The 25,534-nt window shown below is 36.9% G+C and carries 14 protein-coding genes; 10 read left to right on the top strand and 4 right to left on the bottom strand.

Annotation, left to right across the window (positions count from 1 at the left end):
• Positions 1-9 precede the first annotated feature (9 nt).
• The 8 genes from ULVI_RS05010 (at position 10) to ULVI_RS04975 (ending at position 11,753) form a co-directional block, all read left to right on the top strand.
• The gene (locus ULVI_RS05010; protein ID WP_068590358.1) at positions 10-2,244 is read left to right on the top strand and encodes a patatin-like phospholipase family protein; all 2,235 of its coding nucleotides are present in this window, start codon (positions 10-12) and stop codon (positions 2,242-2,244) included.
• 60 nt (positions 2,245-2,304) lie between these two features.
• Positions 2,305-3,471: a homogentisate 1,2-dioxygenase gene (locus tag ULVI_RS05005; protein ID WP_068590355.1), complete on the top strand. Its 1,167-nt coding sequence runs from the start codon at positions 2,305-2,307 to the stop codon at positions 3,469-3,471.
• 94 nt (positions 3,472-3,565) lie between these two features.
• A complete protein-coding gene (gene hppD, locus ULVI_RS05000) occupies positions 3,566-4,729 on the top strand; it encodes a 4-hydroxyphenylpyruvate dioxygenase (RefSeq protein ID WP_068590353.1) in 1,164 nt (387 codons plus the stop codon).
• Positions 4,730-4,831: 102 nt separating this feature from the next.
• Complete coding sequence (locus ULVI_RS04995; protein ID WP_068590352.1) at positions 4,832-5,602, top strand: DUF3108 domain-containing protein; 771 nt, start codon at positions 4,832-4,834, stop codon at positions 5,600-5,602.
• An 11-nt stretch (positions 5,603-5,613) separates the two neighbouring features.
• Positions 5,614-6,576: a tryptophan 2,3-dioxygenase family protein gene (locus tag ULVI_RS04990; RefSeq protein WP_068590350.1), complete on the top strand. Its 963-nt coding sequence runs from the start codon at positions 5,614-5,616 to the stop codon at positions 6,574-6,576.
• 4 nt (positions 6,577-6,580) lie between these two features.
• Positions 6,581-7,795, top strand: a complete 1,215-nt coding sequence (locus tag ULVI_RS04985) for a M23 family metallopeptidase (protein ID WP_068590349.1) — start codon at positions 6,581-6,583, stop codon at positions 7,793-7,795.
• A 185-nt stretch (positions 7,796-7,980) separates the two neighbouring features.
• Positions 7,981-11,214, top strand: a complete 3,234-nt coding sequence (locus ULVI_RS04980) for a TonB-dependent receptor (protein WP_068590346.1) — start codon at positions 7,981-7,983, stop codon at positions 11,212-11,214.
• Between the two features lie 95 nt (positions 11,215-11,309).
• Entirely contained in the window at positions 11,310-11,753 is a 444-nt protein-coding gene (locus ULVI_RS04975) for a hypothetical protein (RefSeq protein ID WP_068591396.1), read from the top strand.
• Positions 11,754-11,910: 157 nt separating this feature from the next.
• On the opposite strand, the gene ULVI_RS04970 is transcribed toward ULVI_RS04975, so the two are convergent.
• The gene (locus tag ULVI_RS04970; protein WP_068590345.1) at positions 11,911-12,972 is read right to left on the bottom strand and encodes an endonuclease/exonuclease/phosphatase family protein; all 1,062 of its coding nucleotides are present in this window, start codon (positions 12,970-12,972) and stop codon (positions 11,911-11,913) included.
• 130 nt (positions 12,973-13,102) lie between these two features.
• Between ULVI_RS04970 and ULVI_RS04965 the strand changes: the two genes are divergently transcribed.
• Complete coding sequence (locus tag ULVI_RS04965; RefSeq protein WP_068590342.1) at positions 13,103-15,940, top strand: TonB-dependent receptor; 2,838 nt, start codon at positions 13,103-13,105, stop codon at positions 15,938-15,940.
• A 64-nt stretch (positions 15,941-16,004) separates the two neighbouring features.
• Positions 16,005-17,975 carry a DUF5689 domain-containing protein gene (locus tag ULVI_RS04960; RefSeq protein WP_068590340.1) on the top strand — a complete coding sequence of 657 codons (1,971 nt, stop codon included), beginning with the start codon at positions 16,005-16,007 and terminating at the stop codon, positions 17,973-17,975.
• Between the two features lie 277 nt (positions 17,976-18,252).
• Here ULVI_RS04960 and ULVI_RS04955 read toward each other — a convergent pair whose 3' ends face one another.
• From ULVI_RS04955 to ULVI_RS04945, 3 genes are read right to left on the bottom strand one after another with little or no spacing between them, the layout of a single operon-like run.
• The gene (locus tag ULVI_RS04955; RefSeq protein ID WP_068590338.1) at positions 18,253-20,145 is read right to left on the bottom strand and encodes an OmpA family protein; all 1,893 of its coding nucleotides are present in this window, start codon (positions 20,143-20,145) and stop codon (positions 18,253-18,255) included.
• Positions 20,146-20,169: 24 nt separating this feature from the next.
• On the bottom strand, positions 20,170-21,084 hold the full coding sequence (locus tag ULVI_RS04950) for a PorP/SprF family type IX secretion system membrane protein (protein WP_068591394.1): 915 nt from the start codon (positions 21,082-21,084) through the stop codon (positions 20,170-20,172).
• Positions 21,085-21,118: 34 nt separating this feature from the next.
• Entirely contained in the window at positions 21,119-25,420 is a 4,302-nt protein-coding gene (locus tag ULVI_RS04945; RefSeq protein WP_068590336.1) for a gliding motility-associated C-terminal domain-containing protein, read from the bottom strand.
• Positions 25,421-25,534: the final 114 nt, after the last annotated feature.

Genomic DNA, 25,534 nt, shown 5'->3' with positions numbered 1-25,534 from the left:
TACAAACCCTTGAGAAAAATAATCGTCATATTCACTTTGTTAATTTCAGCCATTGGTTGGGCTCAGGATGCGCGTTCTGAAGATATAAAAGTAGGGCTGGTTTTAAGTGGTGGTGGTGCAAAAGGACTAGCACACATTGGAGCGTTAAAAGTTATCGAAGAAGCTGGAATACGTATCGACTATATTGGCGGTACAAGTATGGGTGCTATTGTTGGAGCATTATATGCCTCAGGTTATACAGCGAGGCAATTAGATTCTATTTTTAATGTAGTGGATTTTAACACGTTAATTCAGGATGATATTCCACGTAGTGCAAAAACTTTTTATGAAAAAGATGAATCTGAAAAATATGCCATCACATTGCCATTTGATGACTTCAATGTTGGATTTCCCTCTGGGTTATCGAAAGGGCAAAATGTATATAATTTGCTTTCTAAACTAACGGGACATGTACATAATGTCTCCGATTTCAGCAAATTACCAATACCTTTTTTTTGCGTAGCGACCGATGTGGAAACAGGAAAAGGAAAAGTTTTAGATAAGGGGTATCTTCCGCGAGCTATTACCGCCAGTGGAGCATTGCCCTCATTATTTAGCCCTGTTGTTATAAACGATACAGTGTTTGTGGATGGTGGTGTAGTTAACAACTATCCTGTAGATGAGGTGCGAGGAAAAGGTATGGATGTTATTATAGGAGTAGATGTGCAAGATAGTCTTAGAACTCGAGATGAAATGAGCTCGGCATTCGAGGTATTGGTTCAAATAAATAATTACCGTACGATTAACGATATGGTAAAAAAACGAAAAAAAACAGATATTTATATACACCCTGAGATTGATGATTTTAGTGTCGTAGCCTTTAGTGAAGGGAAAAAAATAGTGGCTTCTGGAGAGACAGCAGCAGGGCTGGTTCGACAGAAATTAGATTCGGTTGCAGCGAAACAAAAGATAAAACCAAAAACAGAAGTAAAATTCTTAAAAAGAAAGTCGGTTTTTATAAAAGCAGTAGATATTCAAGGTACTGAAAATTACACACGATCGTATGTTTTAGGAAAATTGAAACTTCGAATAAATACAGAAACAACTTACGAACGCTTCAATGAAGGTGTGAATAATTTATCTGCTACGGGAAATTTTCAAGATATAAACTATCGTTTCAGAGAAGATGAAAACGGAAAATTTACCGTTGAGTTTACTTTGCGTGAAAACCCCTCTAAAATGGCATTACGTTTTGCGGCTCATTATGATGACCTTTATCGTACTGCTGCTCTTATAAATATTACAAGAAAAAGACTATTTACAAATAATGATATTGCCTCGTTCGATTTTAAAGTGGGTGATAACATTCGATACGATTTTAATTATTATATCGATAAAGGATATTATTGGAGTATTGGCTTAAATTCACATTTCAACTTCTTTGATAAAGATGTACCTTATGAATTCGTTTCTCCAGAAATTTCAGAACAGAATAATGTTCCTATCAATGAAATTAATTTGGAATATGGAGACCTTACGAATCAATTATATGTGGAAACGCTTTTCCGAAGAACTTTTTTACTGGGTTTAGGGATAGAGCATAAATGGTTGCGTTACCTTTCGCCCACCATAGGGATCGACGAAAATGAGAATCTTCGAACTGTTTTTGAAAACACAAATTTCTTCAGTACTTATGGTTATTTAAAATACGATACATTCGACAATACTTTTTTCCCGAACAGTGGAATTTATTTTGAAGGAGATTTTCATTTTTATGTTTTTGCGGAAGGGATGGACCCTTCGTTCGATCAATTTTCTATAGCACAGGCGAAAGTAGCCTATGCTCATTCTTTTTCTGACAAATTTTCGGCACAGATAAGTACCGAAGGAGGGTTTAAAATTGGAGGGAAAGACACGCGATCTTTAGATTTCTTTTTAGGAGGTTATGGATACAAACGGCTTAACAATATTATCCCATTATATGGCTATGAGGCATTAGACCTTAGAGGTGATACCTATTTAAAATCTTCGCTCACTTTCGATTATGAGATTTTTAAAAAAAACCATATAAGTTTATCTGCAAATATATCTAATGTTGGTGATGATCTTTTTAGTACTGGACAATGGGCCGATGGGATCGATTATAGTGGATTTGCAGCGGGTTACGGTCTCGATACTTTTTTAGGGCCGCTAGAAGTTAAATACTCATTTTCACCAGAGATCGACGAAAGTGTCTGGTATGTTTCAGTAGGGTTTAGGTTTTAATAAAGTCTTACGATAAAAGCCATAAAATTTTTCCGATATTTGTGTAGTAAATAGCACCTTATGCCATTCTATCACAAACTCGGGAAGATACCTCCCAAACGACATACACAATTTAGAAAACCTGATGGATCTCTCTATTCCGAACAGCTTTTTGGAACCATTGGTTTCGACGGGATGTATTCGAACTCCTATCATGAGCATCGTCCTACACAGGTAAAAGAGATTAAACGACAATACAGCGTTGCGCCGAAGATCGCAAAAGAGAACAATATGCAGTCGTATCGTTTTCGAGGCTTTCAAGTTAAACCCGAAAAAGATTACCTAGAAAGTAGAAAAGCAGTCCTTACAAATAGTGATTGCACTATTATTTTAGCTGCGCCTAAAGAATTACAAACCGATTATTTTTATAAAAATACCGATGCCGATGAATTAATATTTATTCATAAAGGTACGGGGACGCTTCGTACACACTTAGGAAACCTAAAATTCGAATATGGAGACTATCTTTTAGTGCCGCGCGGAATTATTTATAAAATAGATTTCGATACCGAAGACAACAGGCTTTTTATTGTAGAATCGAGACGTCCTATTTATACGCCAAAACGCTATCGTAACTGGTTTGGACAACTTTTAGAACATTCCCCTTTTTGTGAGCGGGATCTTCGAAAGCCAACCGATTTAGAGACACATGATGAAAAGGGTGATTTTCTCATTAAAATAAAAAAGAAAGACGAAATTTTTGAAATGATCTACGCCACACATCCTTTCGATGTAGTTGGTTATGACGGATATAACTATCCATATGCTTTTTCAATTCACGATTTCGAACCCATTACTGGACGCATTCATCAACCGCCTCCTGTACATCAAACATTCGAAACAGATGCATTTGTAGTGTGTAGTTTTGTGCCTCGTTTGTACGACTACCACCCACTAAGTATTCCAGCGCCTTACAACCATAGTAATATCGATAGCGATGAGGTATTGTACTATGTAGATGGCGATTTTATGAGCAGAAACGATGTGGATGCTGGACATATTTCACTACACCCAGCGGGAATTCCCCATGGTCCGCACCCAGGTTCTACAGAAAGAAGTATTGGTAAAACCCGAACCGACGAATTAGCGGTTATGGTAGATACCTTTAAGCCCTTAATGGTAACTGAAGAAGCTATGAAAATAGCCGATGAGAAATATTTTCAATCATGGTTGGAAGACAATCATTAGAAATATGTATTTCACATAGCTTTATTAATGAATAAACTTTCTACTGAAAAAAAACAAAAAATTCGCTTCTACTGAAGCATATAAATATCACAGCATGGCAAGAGAAATAAAGAATCTTAAAGACTTACAAAATACAGAGTACGGACTGAAAAAATTATTCAGTGATGCTGAAGATTTTCTTCCATTATTAGGAACAGATTACGTAGAACTATACGTTGGAAATGCAAAACAGGCAGCTCATTATTACAAAAGTGCCTTTGGATTTCAGTCGATGGCATATGCCGGTTTAGAAACAGGACTTAAAGACCGTGTGTCGTACGTATTAAAACAAGACAAGATTAGGTTAGTGTTAACCACTCCATTAAAAAAAGATGGGGAACTTAATAGGCATATTAATGAACATGGAGATGCAGCAAAAGTAATTGCCCTTTGGGTGGGCGATGCCGCAAAAGCCTTTGAAGAAACCACCAAGCGAGGAGCAAAACCTTATTTGGAGCCTACCAAAGAAGAAGATGAACATGGTCACATTATTAAATCGGGAATTTATACCTACGGAGAAACAGTGCATTTATTTATTGAACGCAAAAACTACAACGGAGTATTTCTTCCTGGATTCGAAAAATGGGAATCACATTATAATCCAGAGCCAGTAGGATTAAAATTTATTGATCATATTGTTGGAAATGTAGGTTGGGACGAAATGAACAAATGGTGTAAATTCTACGCAGAAGTTATGGGTTTTGCACAAATTATATCGTTTGCCGACGATGACATTGCTACCGAGTACACAGCATTAATGAGTAAGGTGATGAGTAATGGTAATGGGCGAATTAAGTTTCCGATTAATGAGCCTGCAAAAGCAGAAAAGAAGTCACAGATTGAGGAATATTTAGATTTTTATAATGGTCCCGGAGTGCAACATTTGGCATTAGCTACAGATGATATTGTAGCGACGGTTTCAGCAATGCGAGATCGCGGCGTAGAATTTTTATATGTTCCCGATACTTATTATGATGATATATTAGATCGAGTGGGAGAAATCGATGAGGATGTCGAGGTCTTAAAAAAGCATGGAATTTTAATCGATCGTGACGAAGAGGGTTATTTACTTCAGTTATTTACAAATAATGTATTAGACAGACCTACGATGTTTATTGAAATTATTCAAAGAAAGGGAGCGCAATCTTTTGGGGTTGGTAATTTCAAGGCTCTATTTGAAGCCATCGAAAGACAACAGGAAAGACGTGGTACCTTGTAACAAAATAGTGTAACAAAAATAAAACTCCATCGTTATTATGATGGAGTTTCATTTTTGGAACAAAACTTGTAATTCCAATACCGAATTGGAAAACCCCAAGCTATGAAAAAAGTACTTACCTTATTATTAATTTTCAACATCACCCTAGTGATGGCACAAGACCGAGCTTTTGGAGATGGCGAATATTTAAAATTTAGAGTACATTATGGGCTTGTAACTGCGGGTTATGCCACATTAGAAGTAGATGAGGTTCGTTTAAATGGAAAAGAAGTATTCCATATACAGGGTTTTGGAGCGACCACAGGTCTTTCTAAATTTTTTTTTAAAGTAGAAGACAAATATCAATCCTATGTCGATAAAGAAAAAGACATTCCATATCGATTTATTCGAAAAATAGACGAAGGAGGATATACTAAAGATATCCAGATCGATTTTAATCACGCTAGCGGAATGGCGCGCGTGAATGATAAAAAACACAATAAGATTGAAGAGGTTCCGCTGCCTCCAAGTCCACAAGATATGGTTTCAGCGTTTTATTATTTAAGAAATCATGTTGATATTGCGACGGTAAAGGAAGGTGATGTAGTTGATATGAATATGTTTTTCGATAGAGGAAATCATAAATTCAGACTTAAATTCTTGGGTAGAGAGACCTTAAAAACTAACTTTGGAAAAGTTCCTTGTTTAAAATTTCGGCCATATGTAGAAGCGGGTCGAGTGTTTAAAGAAGAAGAAAGTCTTACTGTTTGGGTAACCGATGATGAAAATAAAATGCCGGTACTCATTAAGGCAGAACTCGCAGTAGGGTCGTTAAAAGCATCATTAACAGAATATAAAGGATTGAAGCATCAGTTTAGAATAATACCGGACTAACCACCCTCTTTATGGATTCAAAAACAACCCAGCAAGTAAAACAACTCGAAGAAAAATTTAAAAATTCAGGACAAGATCTAAGTTCTTATCTTGATGGATTATTATACGATCGGTACCTTACCTATTGGGATTACATTCATTTAGACACCTTACTAAGCCTTCAGATCCCGAGGACTCATTTTCCTGACGAAGAAATTTTTATTGCCTACCATCAGATTACCGAGTTGTATTTAAAGTTGATTATTCATGAACTAAAACAGATCATAGACGACAAAGTACAACAAGCAGATTTTTTCAGAAAAAAAGTAAAACGTATTAATAGGTATTATAGAATTCTTATCGAATCGTTCGATGTGATGATTCTTGGTATGGAACGCGACCAATTCTTAAAATTTAGAATGTCTTTATTGCCCGCAAGTGGATTTCAATCGGCACAATTTCGAATGATTGAGATTTATTGCACCCCACTTCATCACTTAACGCACAAAGATGTAAGGGATCAATTTTCAGAAAAAAGTAATTTAGAAGAAGTTTATGAAAATTTATATTGGAAACGAGGCGCAACCGATCTCGAGACTGGAGAAAAGACTTTAACGTTAAAGCAGTTTGAATATCGCTATACACCTCGTTTTATCCGTACTGCAAATGAGGTGCTTAATCAGACTATTTATCATAAATACATGCAGTTGCCCAAGAAAGAAAGGGAAAATGAATTGCTGATAAAAGAATTGCGAAGAATGGACGTTACTATTAATGTAGATTGGCTTCTTATGCACATTGGTGCTGCATACCGTTATTTAAACAATGACAAAGGAAAAGAGATTTCAGCGACTGGAGGGACGAATTGGAAGCAATTTTTACCGCCAACGTTTCAGAATATCCAATTTTTTCCCAACCTTTGGAGCCAGGAAGAACTTGATAACTGGGGTCACGAATGGGTGACTCATACATTTAACCCCGAAAAAAAGCAGTAATATTTTGAAAAGAATTCCCCTCGCGATCGCGATCCTACTCCTACTTATAGGTTGCGATACTCAGAAAGACGATGTAGTAGAAGAGGCAACAATAGAAGAAGTTCCCGAAGTTATTGAGGAATATGGTTACAATTTAAAAGAATTTCTGGTGATGCGCGATACCATTCGCCCAGGAGATACGTTTGGTGCAATTCTAGATGCCAACGGAGTTACACAGGACAAAATCTTCGAGGTAGCCAATAAGTTTAGAGACAGTTTTAATGTTCGAAAAATAGTGGTTGGAAAGCCTTACGTTTTGCTAAACGCAAAAGATTCAACCAATCACACACAAGTCTTTATTTACGAAACGAACAAAGTTGATTATGCTGTAGTTGACCTTCGGAATGAGATGAACGTTTATAACGACCGTAAACCGGTTTCGTATGTGGAACGAGTTGCTTCGGGAGTAATTACTAGCTCCTTGTCTGAAACGATGGAAGCTCAAAATTTAAGTCCGAACATGACCGACAAGCTTGCGAATATTTATGCTTGGACGGTGAACTTTTTTCATCTTCAGAAAGGCGATAGGTTTAAAGTAGTGTATTCAGAAAAATTTATTAACGACACTATTTCGGCAGGATTACAAGAGATTAAAGCTGCTTATTTTGAACATCGGGGAAAACCCTTATATGCTTTTAATTTCGAAACCGATAGTATTCGAGATTATTACGATCAAAATGCAGACAATTTACGGCGTGCATTTCTAAAAGCACCCGTTAAATTTAGCCGTATCTCTTCACGGTATAACTTAACAAGACGTATAAAATATTATGGGTATAAATTACGACCCCATAAAGGAACCGATTTTGCCGCTCCTTTAGGTACACCAATTCTCGCAACAGCCGATGGAACTGTCTCTAAATCTGAATACCGGGGTGGAAATGGTAACTATGTGAAGATTCGTCACAATGGAACTTATGAAACGCAATACCTTCATATGAAAAAAAGGAACGTTCGTGTAGGAGAGTTTGTTCGCCAAGGAGATGTTATAGGCTGGATTGGAATGACGGGAAACTCGGGCGGACCCCATGTTTGTTATCGCTTTTGGAAGAATGGAAAACAAGTGGATCCATTTCAACAAGATTTGCCCTTATCGAAGCCACTTCCGAAAGAATATCGTACAGAATTTGACACTTTCGTACTTCCTTTAAAGGAACAGTTAGACTGTTTAACATATTAATTTCTTCTTTTTTATATTGTTAATAACCCTGTTATAAACTAAGGCGCTGAAATCCAAAAATTTAGCGAATTCCTATTACATTTAGTTGTCAAAAATTTTCTTAATAATTTCTTAACCTTTCACTAAAATAATTGGAATAATTAGGAGTATTTTTGCTGCAAATTTTAATAACTAAATTTTAAACTATGAAAAAACTATTACTTTTAGTTACTTTTTTAGTAGTAGGAATATTTACTTCTTACGCTCAAGGGGTAACTACTTCTTCGATTAATGGTCGAATAACTGACGATTCAGGAGAGCTTCTCTCTGGTGCCAATGTAGTTGCCGTACACACCCCATCTGGTACGAAATACGGTGCAATTACCGATTTTGATGGATTTTTCAGAATTGTAAACATGCGTGTTGGAGGTCCTTACACAATTACTATTAGTTATGTAGGATATGAAAATTTTGAAAAAACAGATCTTTATCTTCAGTTAGGAGATTCAGAAGAAATTGACGTTGTAATGACAGGATCTGCTAGCGAGTTGGAAGAGATTGTGATTACAGCACAACGAGGTGGTGTTTTTGATTCTGGAAATACGGGTACTGAAACAAATGTTTCCACGCGTGAAATTAATGCATTACCATCTGTTACTAGAGGTCTTGGAGATTTTGTTCGTAAAACTCCTCAAGCATTGGTTACTGAAGGAGGATCTATATCTCTTGCTGGACAAAACAATCGATACAATTCTATTTATTTAGATGGTACTGTAAATAACGACGTATTTGGTTTAGCTGGTTCTGGAACTAATGGAGGGCAAACAGGTGTTAATCCATTATCTATTGATGCAATCGAATCTTTTCAAATTAACTTATCTCCTTTTGATGTAAGACAATCTGGTTTTTCTGGTGGAGCAATTAATGCGATTACAAGATCAGGTACAAACCAAACAGAAGGTTCTGCATATTTCTTTTTTAGAAATCAAAGTTTAGCAGGAAAGACTCCTGGTGCTATCGAGACCGATTCTAGAGAGAAGTTGGATGACTTTACCGCTCAATTGTATGGAGCAAGAATTGGAGGAGCTTTAATACAAGATAAATTATTTTATTTTGTTAATTACGAGAGACAAGATGAAGAGACGCCACAGCCTTTTAATGTGGGTGAATATGATGGAAATTCTTCAATTCAACAAATTAACGATTTACGTCAAGGATTAATTAACACCTATGGTTATGATCCAGGAAGTTTTGCAGACAATACTAGTTCTTTAATAAGTGATAAACTTACGGTTCGTTTAGATTGGAATATCAATCAAAACAACTCTATTACTGCAAAGCATAATTACGTTAAAGCAGAGCAATCATCACCGAACTCAAGTAACTCTAGAACGATTAACTTCTTCAACAGAGGTGTGTTTTTCCCATCTACTACAAACTCTACAAGTTTAGAGTGGAATACCAGTAACGGAAGTAATCTTGCAAACAATTTAATTATTGGTTATACTTCTGTAGAAGATGATAGAGATCCACTAGGAAATCCTTTTCCTGCGGTAACAATTCGTGACGGAAGTGCAAACATTGTTTTTGGTTCTGAGCCTTTTTCTACGGCGAACCTCTTAGAGCAGCAAGTTTTTACTATTTCTGAAAACTTTTCGATATTTACAGGAGCTCATAACATTACATTAGGGGCAAACTTTGAGTCGACCGATGTATTAAACGTTTTCTTTGGTCAGAATTTTGGTGATTATACATTTCAGAGTCTTGGAGATTTCAACACTTATTTAGATGGAGTTGCAGGAAATGAAGTAGCATCAGACGATTTCTTTTATAACTATTCATTAATTGGTGGTTTCGGAGATGAAAGTCAAGGTGCAGCAGAATTTAATTATACACAATTAGGTTTTTATGCTCAAGACGAAGTTGATTTAACAGATGACGTTAAAGTTACTTTAGGTCTTCGTGTTGAAGTTCCTTATTTTGAAGACGGAACAGTAAATGAAGATTTTAATAATAGAACGATTCCATTACTAGAAAGCTTTGGAAAAGATCTTAAAAATGCTGAGGTCGGTAAAAAGATTAGAAGTCAAGCGCATGTTTCGCCACGTATCGGTTTTAACTGGGATGTAGCAGGTGAAAAGAAAACTCAGATTCGAGGAGGTTTAGGAATCTTTACTTCAAGAATTCCACTAGTTTGGCCAGGAGGAACATATAGTAACAATGGTGTGTCTCAAGGATTCTCTGCTAACTTTTTATTGCCAGAAGACCAATTGTTTAACCCTGATGTAACAGGGCAAACAGTAACTGCTGAGCCAGGAAGTGGTGCTGTAGGTGGAAATGTGGATTTATTTTCTCCTGACTTTAAATTACCACAAACATTAAAATATAATATTGCAATCGACCAAAAACTTCCAATTTGGGGATTAGTTGCTTCGGCAGATTTCTTATATAATGATGTAATTACAAATGTTTTTTACGAAAACTTAAATATTAAAGGAGCAGTAGGAACATTAAATGGAGCAGACGATAGACCTTATTACAACGATAGTAGCCCAATAGACAATACTTATGGTCGAATCATCTTAGGGTCTAATACTGGTTTAGGATACTCTTACAACGCAACGTTTACATTAACAAAGCCATTCTCTAATGGGTTCTCAGGACAAGCGTCTTATACGTATGGTGATGGACAATATGTTTTTGAAGGAACTTCATCTCAGAATAGCTCACAATGGAGAAACTTGATTACCGTAAATGGTAAAAATGCAAATCCACGTGCAACAAATTCACAATTTGCTACAGGACATAGAATTTCAGCAAATGCATTATATGAACTTGATTGGAGTGAAAATGTAAAAACTACTTTCGGAGTATTCTATACTGGACAAGAAGGGTCACCTTATAGCTTTACATACAATGAAGGAGCAGATCTTTTAAACGATGATTCTAGAGATAATGCATTAATTTACATTCCTGCAAATCAGTCGGAAATTAATTTAGTGCCATTGGAAGATGGTGATGGAAATATTATTGCAACACCTGAAGGACAATGGAATGCACTGAATGCTTTTATTGAAAACAATGATTATTTAAGAGGTAGAAGAGGACAGTATGCAGAAAACAACGGAGATAGAGGCCCTTGGAGCCATATCTTTGACGTGAAAGTTCTTCAAGATTTTTCTTTAGATCTAGGAAATAACAAACACACATTTCAAGCATCTTTAGATATATTCAATTTTGGTAATCTATTAAATAAAGATTGGGGAGTACGTAAGTTTGTGCCAAGTCAAGTTGGATTGTTAACAACTGAAAGTGCAGGACCAGATCCAGAATTTACTTTCGATCCTTCTTTCCTTGATGGTATTGAAGAAATTGACGATAGTGGAGTTCAATCTTCAAGATGGCAAATGCAGATTGGATTACGTTATTTATTTAATTAAGACAATTAACATTTAAAATATAAAAAACCGCCTTGAGTTTCAAGGCGGTTTTTTTATGGAATAATCCCTACCTTTGGGAAGCTAAAACAACATCTATGTACACCACTGTTCAATTTATACACTCTTACTGGGCTTATCTAGTCGTTCTTATTGTAACACTCGCAACTATTAATGCCCTAGCGGGTTACTTTTCTAAAAGAGAATATGCTCCAAAAGATTTTCGAATCTCCTTATTTGCACTTATTGTTACACACATACAACTCCTTATTGGCTTGGTACTTTTCTTTGTATCTCCCCTAGGATTACAAAATATTACCAACAACGGAATGGGTGAGGTTATGAGCAACCCTACTTATAGATTGTATGCTGTAGAACATCCACTCATGATGCTCATCACGGTAGTGCTAATTACGGTAGGATACTCAAAACACAAAAAGAAATTAGTCTCGACACCTAAATTTAAAATGCTAGCGATCTTTTATACGCTCGCGCTAATAGCATTATTAAGTAGAATCCCATGGGGACAATGGTTTAATTAATGCTTTGAAATAGCACTACAAGTTTTAAATACGGGCAGTCTTAGTCTACCTAAACAACGAATCCACAACTCTTAGTAAGATATTGTGGATTCGTTTTTTTTATTGCTTCTGAAAGTTTTTCGCTTCATTACTTTCAGAACGGGAAATGAGTGTTTTTTTATTCTTCCGAAGCAATCTCTTTTATTAAATAAAGATACACCGGAAAGTGATCACTGTATCCGCCCGTAAATCCACCGTCTGCAAAACTACGATAGGGATATCCTTTATACCGTCCTCTTGGGTTTGCTAGATACGTTTTGTTATAGATTCCAGCTTTATAAAAACGATAGCTTGAGAAATCTTTTTTAGTGAGTTCGGTAGAAACAATCATTTGGTCGAATAAATTCCAGCTGTCGCGATACGCAAGGGTACCAAGTCCTTTCTGAAACATTTCCTCCATTGGGTTATATAGCTCTTTTAATTCCATATTTTCCCGGTCGTCTTTTGCTTTTAATACTTCTTTTACACTAGGACTTACAGGATCATCATTTAAATCTCCCATGGTGATAATTTTTGCATAAGGGTCTTCACTAAAAAGCGAGTCTATTAAACGCTTATTAAGAGCAGCAGCTTTCATACGTTTTGGGCGACTTCGTGCTTCTCCACCACTTCGGGATGGCCAGTGGTTTACAATTACGTGAATTTTTTCTCCATCAAGCATTCCGCTTACTAATAGTTGATCTCTCGTAAACACCCGTTTGCTTCGGTCTTGATCGTCGTAAATTAATAACTCATGCGCTTTGTAATTTGTGGGCGTGAAAAGTTTCTTTTGGTACAACAAGGCAACATCGATTCCTCTTCGGTCTGGAGAATCAAATTGAATAATACCGTATTCTTTATTTCGCAATGCATCATCATTTACAAGATCTTCAAGCACTTTTCGGTTTTCCGTTTCACAAAGTCCAATAACAGCAGGAGGGGTGCCTGTGACATCTGCACCAATTTCTGAAATTACCTTTGCCATATTTTTTATTTTAGCATTGTATATGGCTTCTGTCCAATGATCTTTTCCGTTCGGTGTGCGATCGTCATCGAAAGTGAGGGGGTCGTCCTCAAAATCAAAGAGGTTTTCGATATTATAAAAAGCAACGGTATTCACTTTATATTTTTTCTTTTCTTGCGCAAAAGTTACTGTAGTAATTAATGCTAATAGGAATGTAATTGGTAGAAATTTGTTCATTCTATGTAATATTAAATTTACGTAAAGCCTTATACAAAAGGTACGCCAAAAGTAGGTGTTTCATTTAAAAAATGTAGTTTTGCTTTGCTATTATAACAATAATTTAATCTAATAAACAAGTAGTTACCTAATGAAAAGATTAATTGTAACCTTTTGCATGGTGCTAATAAGTATTGCGCCTCTTTTAGCGCAGGAAGCAATCGTAAAAGGAAGAGTAGTTGACACCAATTCTAGTGAAGTTATTCCCGATGTCGATGTGCGAATTCAATCAAGTATCTATAGTACACAAACAGATGCAGATGGATTATTTTTAATTTCTGGCACCGAACTTCCACAAGGAGAGCAAGTGCTCCTTGTTTTAAAAGAGGGGTATGTAACGCAACAAATACCTATAACCGTTCAGAACAACGAAACAATTAATCTTGACCCTATTTTATTAGAGATCGATTTAACCGAAGTTGAAGCCCAAATAGGAATTATTAGCTTATCCGATAATGAACTTGATCAAGATGAAGGTACTTCTTATAATGTATCAGGATTGCTTCAAGCTTCGCGCGATGTTTTTCTTAATGCTGCTTCTTTCGATTTTAGTGCCACCTTTTTCCGTCCTAGAGGATTAGATAATGCCAACGGGAAAGTACTTATCAATGGTATTGAAATGAACAAACAATTTAACGGTCGCCCACAATGGGGAAACTGGGGAGGATTAAATGATGCACAACGAAATCGCGAATTTTCCTTAGGCTTAAAGGCAAACGATTATGCCTTTGGAGATATAGCAGGAACTTCTAATATTATAATGAGAGCCTCACAGTATCGTCAAGGAGGTCGTGTCTCATTTGCTTCTGCTAACCGAAGCTATCAAGGACGAATTATGGGGTCGTACAGTAGTGGTTTGTCACAGGATGGCTGGGCTTATACAGTACTTCTTTCAAGACGTTTTGGAGAGGAAGGATATATCGATGGAACCTTATACGATGCCAATTCTTTTTTTGGAGCCGTAGAGAAAAAAATCAACGACAATCACAGTGTAAACTTTTCTGCTTTTTATACCCCGAACCGAAGAGGGCGTTCTACTGCCATTACTCAAGAAGCTCGAGATCTAAAAGGAATTCGATACAATCCCAACTGGGGATATCAGGATGGGGAAATTCGAAACAGTCGTATTCGCGAGATCGAAGAACCCGTATTTATGTTGAACCACTACTGGAATATCGGAGAACAGACAAAATTAAATACCAACATCGGATTTCAAACAGGAAAAATAGGAAACACTAGAATCGATAATGGAGGTACACGACTTATTGATGGTGTGCCGATTCCGGTTGGAGGAGCACGTAATCCCTTTGGAAACTACTACCAGCGATTGCCTAGTTACTTTTTACAAGACCCTAATCCGACCGCTGCCGATTATCAGAATGCATATCTAGCACAACAGGAGTTTCAGGCAGACGGACAGTTAGATTGGAATGCGTTGTACTTCGGAAACACCAACGCTACAAACGTTGCCAATGGTGGAAATTCAACATATATCATTCAAGAGGACCGAAATGATGATACGCAGATTACTGTAAATACAATTCTTAGTACCAAACTTTCAGAAAACATTACCCTTAACGGAAATCTTAGTTATCGTACTTTAAACAGTGAAAACTTCGCTTCAGTAAAAGATCTTTTAGGAGGAACAGGATATTTAGATGTCGATTTCTTTGCAGAAGGCGAGAATACAAATGTGATTGGTGATATTTCACAAAGTGACCTTCAGAATCCTAATCGAATTGTACGTGAAGGTGATCGCTATAAATATAATTACGATCTAGATGCTGATGTAATTAGCGGATTTGCACAAGGACAATTTAAATACCGAACCGTAGACTTTTATGTGGCTGCACAGGCTTCAGAAACCAAATACCAGCGTACTGGTTTATTTGAAAATGGAAATTATCCGGGGAGTCGCTCTTTAGGTGAAAGTGAAGCATTAAATTTTACAAATTACGGAGTAAAAGGAGGGGCCGTATACAAACTTTCGGGTCGACATTTAATAGATGTAAATCTTGGCTATTTTACTAAAGCACCAACGCTTCGAAATAGCTTTTCTAATGCAAGACAGAACAACGATATCGTAATCGGACTGGAAAATGAAACGGTACAGAGCGCAGATATTAGTTACATCTTTAGATCACCAATTGTTAAAGCAAGATTAACAGGATTCTATAATAACATTCAAGACCAAACCGATATTAATTTTTTCTTTACGGAATCTGCACAAGGTTTTGAAGACGGAAATGCATTTGTACAGGAGATCTTAACCAATATTGAAACTCGTGGTGTGGGTGGCGAATTAGGAATTGAAGCACAAGTAACACCAACCATAAAATTAAAGGCAGCGGCTTCGGTAGGACAATATATCTACGCCAACAACCCAGATCAATATCTTACCAGTGACGACTTTGCAGATCAATTGACATTTGGTGATGGAACCACCAAGTTAAAAAACATTCATGTTGCCGGTGGTCCAGAAAGAGCGTATCAACTTGGTTTCGAATACCGCGATCCGGGATTCTGGTGGGTAGGTGCCACCACCAATTATTTCTCGAATGCATATATCGATGTAAGCAGCTTACGACGGTCTAATGCCTTTTCTTTAGATGTCGACGGACAACCCTTAAATGATTATGATGAGGACATTGCTAGAGAACTATTAAAACAAGAACAATTCGACGACTATTTCTTGGTGAATGTAGTTGGAGGAAAATCATGGAAGATCAAAGATTACTATGTTGGTTTCTTTGCTACCATTAATAATGTATTAGACCAGAATTACAAGACTGGTGGTTTCGAAGATTCAAGAAATGCCGATTATACCTCTGTTCTAGAAGAAAGTAAAAGGGAAAACCCCGTTTTTGGATCCCGTTATTACTTCGGAAACGGAACCTCTTATTATATAAATGTATACGTTAGATTTTAAAAAAATTACTATTAAATAAATACCCATGAAGACTTTAAACTTTTATAAATTTTGCGCGCTATTTATGGCAGCGATAGTGTTGAGTTCGTGTGTGCAAGATGATGAATTTGATGTGCCGAGTGTAACTATTCAAGACCAAGATAGTTTAGTGCAAGGGACAGAAATCACTATTGGAGCTTTGAGAGATTTGTTGGCTCAAGAACAAAATAACAATCAAAACGACATTTTAGATTTAGGAGAAACAGATACGTATCTTATTGGATATGTAATTTCTAGTGATGAAGGAGGCAACTTTTTTGAAGAATTAATAATTCAAGATAAAGCTGAGAACCCAACAGCAGGTGTACGAATTTTAGCAGACGTGAATCCTCTTTTTACAAGTTTTGAGTTGGGAAGAAAGGTTTTCGTTAAATTAAATGGATTAACCGTAGGAATCGACGGCGGTGTTGTGAGTTTAGGAGTTCGTGATGATGAGAGCTTAGGCAAAATAGCCGAATCAAGATTGTTCGATTATGTAATCCGGGATGATGAAACTGAAACTTTAGTGCCACTTCCAATAAGCATTAACGATTTTACAAGAGACAAAACCAATTTATTCGTGCGCATTGAGAATGTTCAGTTTGGTGCAGAAGAAGTGCTTGGAGATGATCCTAAGACCTTTGCAGGTGAACCTGATGATGAGTTCGATGGAGAACGCAACCTTATAAGTTGTTCAGATGGATTGAGTACAGTTTTTAGCACCAGTACATTTGCCGACTTTAAATCGGTTTTACTTCCAACAGGAGCAGGAAGTATTAATGCTATTTTATCACGTGATTTCTTCGATGAATTTTTTATAGTAACAGTCAATGACCCTTCTTTTATAGATTTTGGTACAGGAGAGCGATGTGATTTATGTGGAGATGCAGAATCTAGAGGGGATACTGTACTTTTCAGCGATTTTTTTGAAACACAAACAGAGGGGTCACCCATCTCTGGAAACGGATGGACCAATTACATTGAAGCTGGTACAGAAACATGGGAAGCTTTTTTCGATGATGGAACCAATGCTTCGTTAGGAATTTCTGCTCGTATACTCTCTTTTAATTCGGAGGATGAAAGTACCATAGGATGGTTGGTAACTCCAGAAATAGACTTTGATGCACAAGCTATGGAAACATTAGAGTTTAAAACATCTACAAGTTTTGCAGATGGAAGTCAGTTATTAGTGCTGTTTTCTCAAGATTGGGATGGTGTTGCAGAAAACATTCCGGCAGCATCTTGGGGTCCTGTACCGGCAGCAAGAATAGCACAGAACAGTGATTTTTTTGGTGACTGGATCGAATCAGGTCTGGTAGATCTTTCTTGTATTTTAGGAACAGGTCATGTCGCATTTAAATATATTGGTAGCGGTAACCCAGATAATGATGGTACCTACGAATTAGATGAAATAGAAATACGATCTGAAACAGTTATTGTCCCACCAGGTGAAGGGGTAGATTGTGGCGTTGCAGATACTGTAGGGAATAATGAATTGTTCAGCGACTTTTTTGAAAATCAAACCCCTGCAGAACCAATTTCTAATAATGGGTGGACGAATTATAGTGAAGCAGGAGCACAACTATGGGAAGCGTATGCTGAAGCGGGAACTAATCCTTCTTTAGGAATTTCTGCACGCGTAGGTTCGTTTATGTCTGGTGAGGAAAGCACAATTAGTTGGCTAATCACGCCACAAATTGATCTTGGCGCTCAAGATGGTGAAACTATTGACTTTAAGACCTCTACGAATTTTCCTGACGGAAGTGAATTAGAAGTACTTTTCTCAAACGATTGGGATGGTACCGAAGCGAATATTACATCAGCAAATTGGGAAGTACTATTGGTTGCAACGGTTGCTCAAAATGAAGACCCATTTGGTGATTGGATTTTTTCTGAAAATGTTAAACTAGACTGTGTAAATGGAACAGGGTATGTAGCTTTTAAATATACCGGAAGCGGCAATCCAGACTTTGATGGAACCTATGAATTGGATGAGATTACCATCAACGCTAATTAATTTCTAAGTATTTATTAATAATATTAAAAGGCTGTCTTACTAAGGCAGCTTTTTTTTTATCCTTATTTAAAGCCGAACTATAGTGAACACGGCAATTCTATACAGGGTACTGAGGAGTATTAGATGTAGGTTTTATGCCTTTAATTGCTTTACTAGAATTAAGTTCAAGACAGAAAATGATGTAGAGTTTTAAAAGAAAAAACCTTTACGTCCTGTAATATATAATTACATTTTGCAAAGGTTCTCCTGGTTGGTTAACTTTTACGTTAACGTGAGGTTATCTTGATATGATATTAAACTCAGAACGGCGATTTTTCTGATGTTGCGCTTCAGTACACTTAGTTGCACAACTTATCACTGGCCTACTTTCCCCAAATCCTTTCCCACTAATTCTTGAGGAATCAATTCCTTTAGAAATTATATATTGAACGGTCGATTGGGCTCTTTTTTCTGAAAGTTTCAAGTTGTAAGCGTCTGTATCGCGATTGTCTGTATGGCTTTCCACTGCGATTACCATATTAGAATACTTCTTCATTAGCCCTACAAGTTTATCTAACTCAAAGGCAGCTTGGGGCTTAATATTATGTTTGTCAAGATCAAAATAAATAGGCTCTAAAATAACTTTATCATCAACGATCATGGCTTCAATAGGACGAAGACCAATTGTGGTTTTGGTTTCTCCCTCGGTTGCTTTTTCAACTTCATTAGCCCCACTTTCAAAATCTTTCATAGTTGCTTGAACTACATGCGCTTTATCGCATTCCGTAGCAAAAGAAACATTTCCATTCTCGTCTGTTATCTTGGTGCTTAATTTGTTTTCCATTGTGTCATAAAGATCAACCCTTGCACCGGTAAGAGGTTCCCTGGTGTATTCGTTGATTATCTCAACAACCATATTGACCGTACAAGGTGCAATAAGTTTTTTAACGCTGTAAATATCATCTCCACCTTTTCCGCCAGTTCTATTTGAAGATACATAGCCCTCTTTAAGAACAGGGTCAAATTTAAATGCAAAATCATCGGCAGTGCTGTTTAAACCAGCTCCTAGGTTAATTACTTCACCAAAAGAGTCGCCTTCTGCCTCAGCCATAAAAACATCAAGTCCTCCTAAACCTAAATGTCCATCACTCGAGAAATAGAGCGTTCCATTTGTGTCGATATAAGGAAACGTTTCTTTGCCTTCGGTATTTATACCAGGTCCTAGATTTTTTGGAGTTCCAAAGGTTCCATCTTTATTAATGGAGACCCTATAAAGATCTGAACCTCCTTGACCTCCTGGCATATCACTTGAAAAGTAAAGAGTATTTCCATCTCGTGTAAGAGCGGGGTGTCCTACAGAATAATTATCGTTGTTAAAAGAAACCGATTGAATATCCTTCCAAACACCATCTATATTCTCGGCGGTATATATATTTATTTGATTGATTCCGTTTTCACCTTTGTCTAAATCGCCTTCGTAGTAGTCGTTACGATCAAAAAACATTTTCTTTCCATCGGCAGAAAGAACTACATTTCCTTCATGGAATTTCGTGTTTACATCGCCATTTAGTAACGTGGCATTTTTAATTGTACCTCCAACGTTAGAGGCCTTGTAGATTTCAAGGAAAGGCTCTTTATTCCAATCGTAGTTTTTACGGGTTGTGTTTCTTCCTGATGCAAAATAGAAATCTTTTCCATAAATAATTCCACCAAAATCTGCGTATTTTGAATTAAGATCTGCCATGTTCTTTACTGAAAATTCTGGAGTTTTATCTGTCAGTGTAGGAACATAGTTAGGGTTTTTAAGAAACTCTTTAGCGCGCGAGTCGTTTGGTTTCATTTCAGAAAATTTCTGCATCCAAGTATTATAATCGCTAAATTTTCCGTTTGCTTTTAAAGATTGTGCGTAATTATAAACAGTTTCGGCCTCCACATTTCTTCCTTTTACGACACGTTTATAATACGTTTCTGCCTTTCCGGTGTTATTAATAAAGAAATAACTGTTTCCTAACCTTTCAAAAACATATCGACTGCTTTTTCCTTTTGAAAGTAATTTTTCATAGGCTTTTGCTGCATCTGTATATGCAAGTCGATCATACAGTTCGTCTGCTTTTTTTGTGTCTTTATTTTGGGCAGTAGCGACAGATGATGCAACTGCAATAAATAGTAATAAAGTGTATATTTTTTTCATTTTGAATGAAATTAAAGTTATGGTTTAGAAGTATCTCGGTGATCGAAGTGTTCGCTTATTAAAGAACAGGTCGAATGTTAAAATAACTTCATGCGAAGCATTAGCAACGGTGTTTATTTCTGAAGTTACCGCATCGTATGCATATCCTATACGAATATTTGGATTTATTTGAAATCCAACTAGACCACTAAAAGAATCGTCTAATCGATAAGAAACTCCTAATTCGAATTTCTCATAAAAAAGGGCATTTAAGTTAGCATCGAATGAAAGTGGAGCATCAAAAGCAGATTTCACCATAACCGATGGCTTGAGTTTAAAATTTTCGGATGCTTGAATTACATATCCTGTAGTTGCAAAAAAGTGATTGGTTTCTGAACCAAATTTAACACCATTTTCATCTAAATGTACCGAACTTAAAAAGTTGGGTATAGACAGCCCGACATAAAAATTATCGGTATATAAAAAAGCACCAGCTCCCACATTTGGGTAGGTATTATTTATGTCTTCATCGAAGAAAGGGTCGGTGTCATCTTGCAACTCTAATCCCCCAAGTCCCACATCGTGAAATGTGGCTCCTGCTTTTAGCCCTAAAGCAAGTTTAGTGGTTTCGCCGAGGGGAAGAGTATAAGAAAAATCTGCGTAAACATTTGTTTCCTTTACAGGGCCATTTTCATCTTTTATAGCAGAAAGACCTAAACCTACCCGATCGCTAATAGGACTATGTCCCGAAAGTGTAATAGTTTGTGGAGCACCCTCAAAACCTGACCACTGGTCTCTATATAGGGCTGTTACAGAAAGTCCTTCTTTGGAACCAGCATAGGCAGGATTTACCACGTTCATGTTATACATGTATTGTGTATACTGTGGATCTTGCTGTGCATTCGAATTTTGAATGCAAGCAAAACAGATAAACAGAATGGCTAAATATAAATGTCTCATTTGTGTTTTTTTACCAGTTATAATCATCATGTTTCTAGTTTGGTATCGTGTTTAGATAAACCCACCCAGTCATCACATCTTCGAAATCCGGATTCGGAGCGGAAAACTTTAAGACATAATAATAGGTTCCTGTGGGTAGTGCATCTCCTTCAGATGTTTGACCACACCATTCGTTAACATAGTTGTTTTGCTTAAACAAACTTCTTCCATGTCTATTAAAAATTTCTATTGAGAAGGAACCTTGTCTATCTCCTAAAAATTCAAGATCTAAACAATCATTTTTACCATCCCCATTAGGAGAAATTCCTTCAGTAATAAGACAATTATCGACATCGTACATTAAAATATCAACCGAGTCTGAACCAGTACAATCTCCGTCTGAAATTTCAACGGTATAAGTAAGTGAGCCAAATTCATTGGTCGGAACCGTGAAGGTTAAGGTGCTGTTTGTTTCACCATCCAGTAAGTCTCCATTAAGGAACCATTGAAAAGTAACACCTTCTTCTGAAGTAGTCGCAGTAATGGTATTAGGGTCGTCGCGACAAACTTTAAAATCTTCTCCTACATCGACAATTAGGGGGTCTCTGATTTCAACCTCAATACTATCGGTCACAATACATGGCCCTACTGAAATAGTAAGGTCATAAGTTCCAGTTTCATCTACAAAAATTGTTGGAGTGGTTTCACCCGTGCTCCATTCGTATGTAATTCCTGTAGTATCTCCTGTAATTTGTGGAACGATCTCAAAAGATGAATTATCGCACAGAACCGCATCTGGACCAAGGTCGAGACTCGGAGGATCCTGTAAGGTAACTTCTACTGTAAAAGTAGCGTCACTACAAGGCGGAACAGAAATTAATACGGTATAAGTACCTCCTTCGGTTGGTGTAAATACAGCATCTGTGGAAACGGTGTCTCCAACCGCGTTCGTCCATACGTATGTTGCATCTGTTAAATCGATTCCCGGATTTGTAGGAGTTGCATTTAATGGAGTTATTGTATCATCGACACAGAATATCGCTTCAGTTGGAAGATTCGTTGTAATGTCAAATATTTCATTAAGTGTGAGTAAAAAGTCTACAGTACTAAAACAAGTAGCTTGTTCTACTTTTTCAACGCGAACATAAATTGTTTCAGGATTGGAACTATTTGTATACGCATCAGGATTTGGAATTGGATTTTGATTAACATCAGCATCAAAGTCGCTTAGGTGAAACGAAATGTTAAATAATGCTGGATCTTGTCCGTTTAAAATCTCTGGAATTTGATCTTCAAGGTTAACAGTTTCAATACCATCATTGTCAACATCGCAAACTTCCAAGTCTATAGGGTCAATAATATCTGGTTGTGGTGTCACCAATAGTAGTGATATATCATCGATAGCCAAATCGTTTCCGCAACCTCCCTCAGAGTTGTTAACAAGGACTAATTGAATTTCAGTAAGAGCTTGAGAATTAAAATTAATAAAATACTCTTGCCAATTTACATTTGGTCCGTTTTCAATAGTTCCCGTACTTGTTTCAACGATTAGGTTTCCAGAAGGATCTTCTATTCTCATGATCACATTAATTGGAATACCTCCATCTGGACAAATTGTAGAATCTGTATCATATACAGAAGTGATCCAAGTATTTAATTCATATTCTTCATTAGCGTTAATAGCGATAGTTCTTCTATAAAATTCGCCAGCTGTAAAATCGGCATTTACAAATAACATTCTTCCATTACCGTTATCATCTTCGGAATGATCTTCCATATTGGGGTGCCAGCCAATATTTAAACCAGTTGAAGAGTTAGAAATGGTGTACTCTCCATCATCTACCTCTGTTAAAGGGGTGTTACAATCGTAAGTAGTAGTTACTTCACTTGTGAAACAGAAACTTCCAATTCCTTCTCCAAAATCTTCCAAAAATACTACCTCATTACATTCAGGTTCGATTTCACAGGGAAGTTCAAAGAATGTAACTGTAACCATATCCTCACTTTGTTCTTGACAATCTGGACCGTTGGCAATTACTGTGTATTCGCCACTTTCTGTAATTGTTAATTCAGGCTCGTTTTCTCCTGGAATCAAAGTGCCGTTAAAAAACCATTCGTACGAATCGAAAGCTCCGTTTGCGGTAGTAGTTAATGTTGTTTCTTCTACATCGCAGAAAAACTGTTCTTCTTCTCCATCAATACTTATTTCACAAATAATATCACAATTCGTACTACCACCATTTGGTTCACCAAAATTAGTTTGTTGTAAGCTTATAAAGCCGGCTGCACCGTCAAAGTTTGTAATTAATAAAACGTAAAAATCTCCTGGCTGTGCATTTGGAATGGTAAAGTTTTCGATAGCATCAATAGAATAACTACAAGCTATAGAAGTGTTTGGGTTTAGGTTGTCACAATCTTCGTCTGGTGAATCAAAAGGTCCCCAAGCAATAAAATCAACATCCAAACCAGTTCCATTTGGATTGCCATCGTCATCAAATGAAGTGTTTTGAATAATTTCAAAATCTAATGTACCAGCTTCTTCTATTTGAAGAAAAAACCATGTTGGGTTAGGTTGTGTAATGAGACATTCGTAATCGATTCCTGGATCTGCTTGTCCGTCAATTTCATTTGGAAAAATGAGCCCGTCTTGTGAACAGAATGGATCTGCATTAATACATTGTTCTGATGGCAATACTGTAGACACACAAACATCGAAAGTCGTATTTTGATTTCCAGTTGAAGTCCAAGTGTATACTCGTAAAAAATAAGTGTTTCCAATAATTAAATTACTTGCTGTACTTTGATTAGGGTCACTACAATACAGTTGAGTTAGGTTGTCACAATCATCACCTTCGTACAGAACATGGTACAAATCGGTAGTGCTACCACTTGCATTAAGTAAACTTATTAAATGATTTTCTGAAGTAGCTTCAAACTGAAACCAAACATCATCGTCGTCTGTTCCAGAACAAGAATTTGCCTGATCTGAAGCGGTGGCTGCCTCAATTGTTCCAGAAGTCACTAATGTACATGTATCGTCTAAATTTACAGCCACATCAATAGCAGCATCACACTCGTCGTTAGAAGGAGGAGGTGGAAGTAATGCTACACAAATGTCGAAGGTAGTCGTATTTGTCGTACTGCTATTAAAACTATAAACCCGGATAAAATAAGTTTCTCCAATGGTAAGATCTTGGAGTACAGAATTATTGGGATCGCTACATGATAGGTTTGTGAGCGTCCCACAATCGCCGGCATACACCGAGTGGTATAAATCGGTTGTGTTTCCTGCTATGTTTGATAAAGTAATAGAGTGATTTTCGGCAGTCGCTTCGAAACTATACCAAACATCATCGTTCGCTGTTCCACCGCAAGGGTTATCTTGATCTGAAGCTGTTGCGGCTTCAACAGTGCCTGAAGTAGTAAGGGTGCAAGTATCATCAACATTTACATCCAACATAATGGCAGCCTCACATTCATCATTTTCTGGTGGAGGAGGTAGTAATGAGACACAAATATCGAACGTTGTGTCATTCAAGATATCATCGTTAAAGCTATACACTCGAATTAAATAAATATTCCCTATAGTTAAATCCTGAACTACAGAAGTATTCGGATCGCTGCAGGTTAAATTAGTAAGAGTTCCACACTCTCCTTCGTAAACGGAGTGGTATAGATCGGTTGTGTTTCCTACTATATTCGATAAAGTGATTCTATGATTTTCAGCGGTCGCTTCAAAAGAAAACCAGACATCATCATTTGCGGTTCCACCACAATCGTTCATGTCGGTAGATGGCGTTCCCCCCGCAATTGTTGCAGAAGTAACTTCAGTACAATTTTCATCTGTGTTTACTGTTAAGTCAATTGCTCCGTCACAATCGTCATTTTCGGGTGCTGAAGGAGGAGGTGTACATGTAATACTAAGGGTATAATCACCACTAGCAATATTCCATCCATAAGCATAAACAAAATATTCGGTAGCTTCTTCAGATAAAAAAGTAAATTCAGAACGTGTCGAACCATCACAACCGTCATCGTCGCCACCTATACATACTAAATTATCACAATCCCCGCTATAAACCTGAATTTTAGTATCGTAGTCTGAATCGCACATAGATAATTCGATAATATCTCCAGTTCCAGTAAAGCTATACCAGTTTCCAGGTGCTCCAGAGGTTGTGCCACAGGTTGCAGTAGGAGCTCCTGTGCTGGTTGATTGTTCTGTATTTCCCGTTACTGTATCCCCACACATTATTTCAATAGCATCTTCACATAGATCATTAACAGGAACTTGCGAAAAGACAGAAAAGGATGACAAAATAAAGAGAGCAAATACGAAGTGTAGATGTTTATTCATGAGGGTATTTATTTTTTAACGCTCACTAAATTATACAAAAAAGACCTTTTAGGAATGTATTAACAAACTTTTAGATGTAAAGCAGGAATTCTACGATAAATTACTTCCTAAAAA

The sequence above is a fragment of the Cochleicola gelatinilyticus genome (genome assembly GCF_001637325.1).
Classification (GTDB): domain Bacteria; phylum Bacteroidota; class Bacteroidia; order Flavobacteriales; family Flavobacteriaceae; genus Cochleicola; species Cochleicola gelatinilyticus.
Note: the sequence above shows the minus strand (reverse complement) of the source record. Positions and strands in the feature narration are given on the sequence as shown.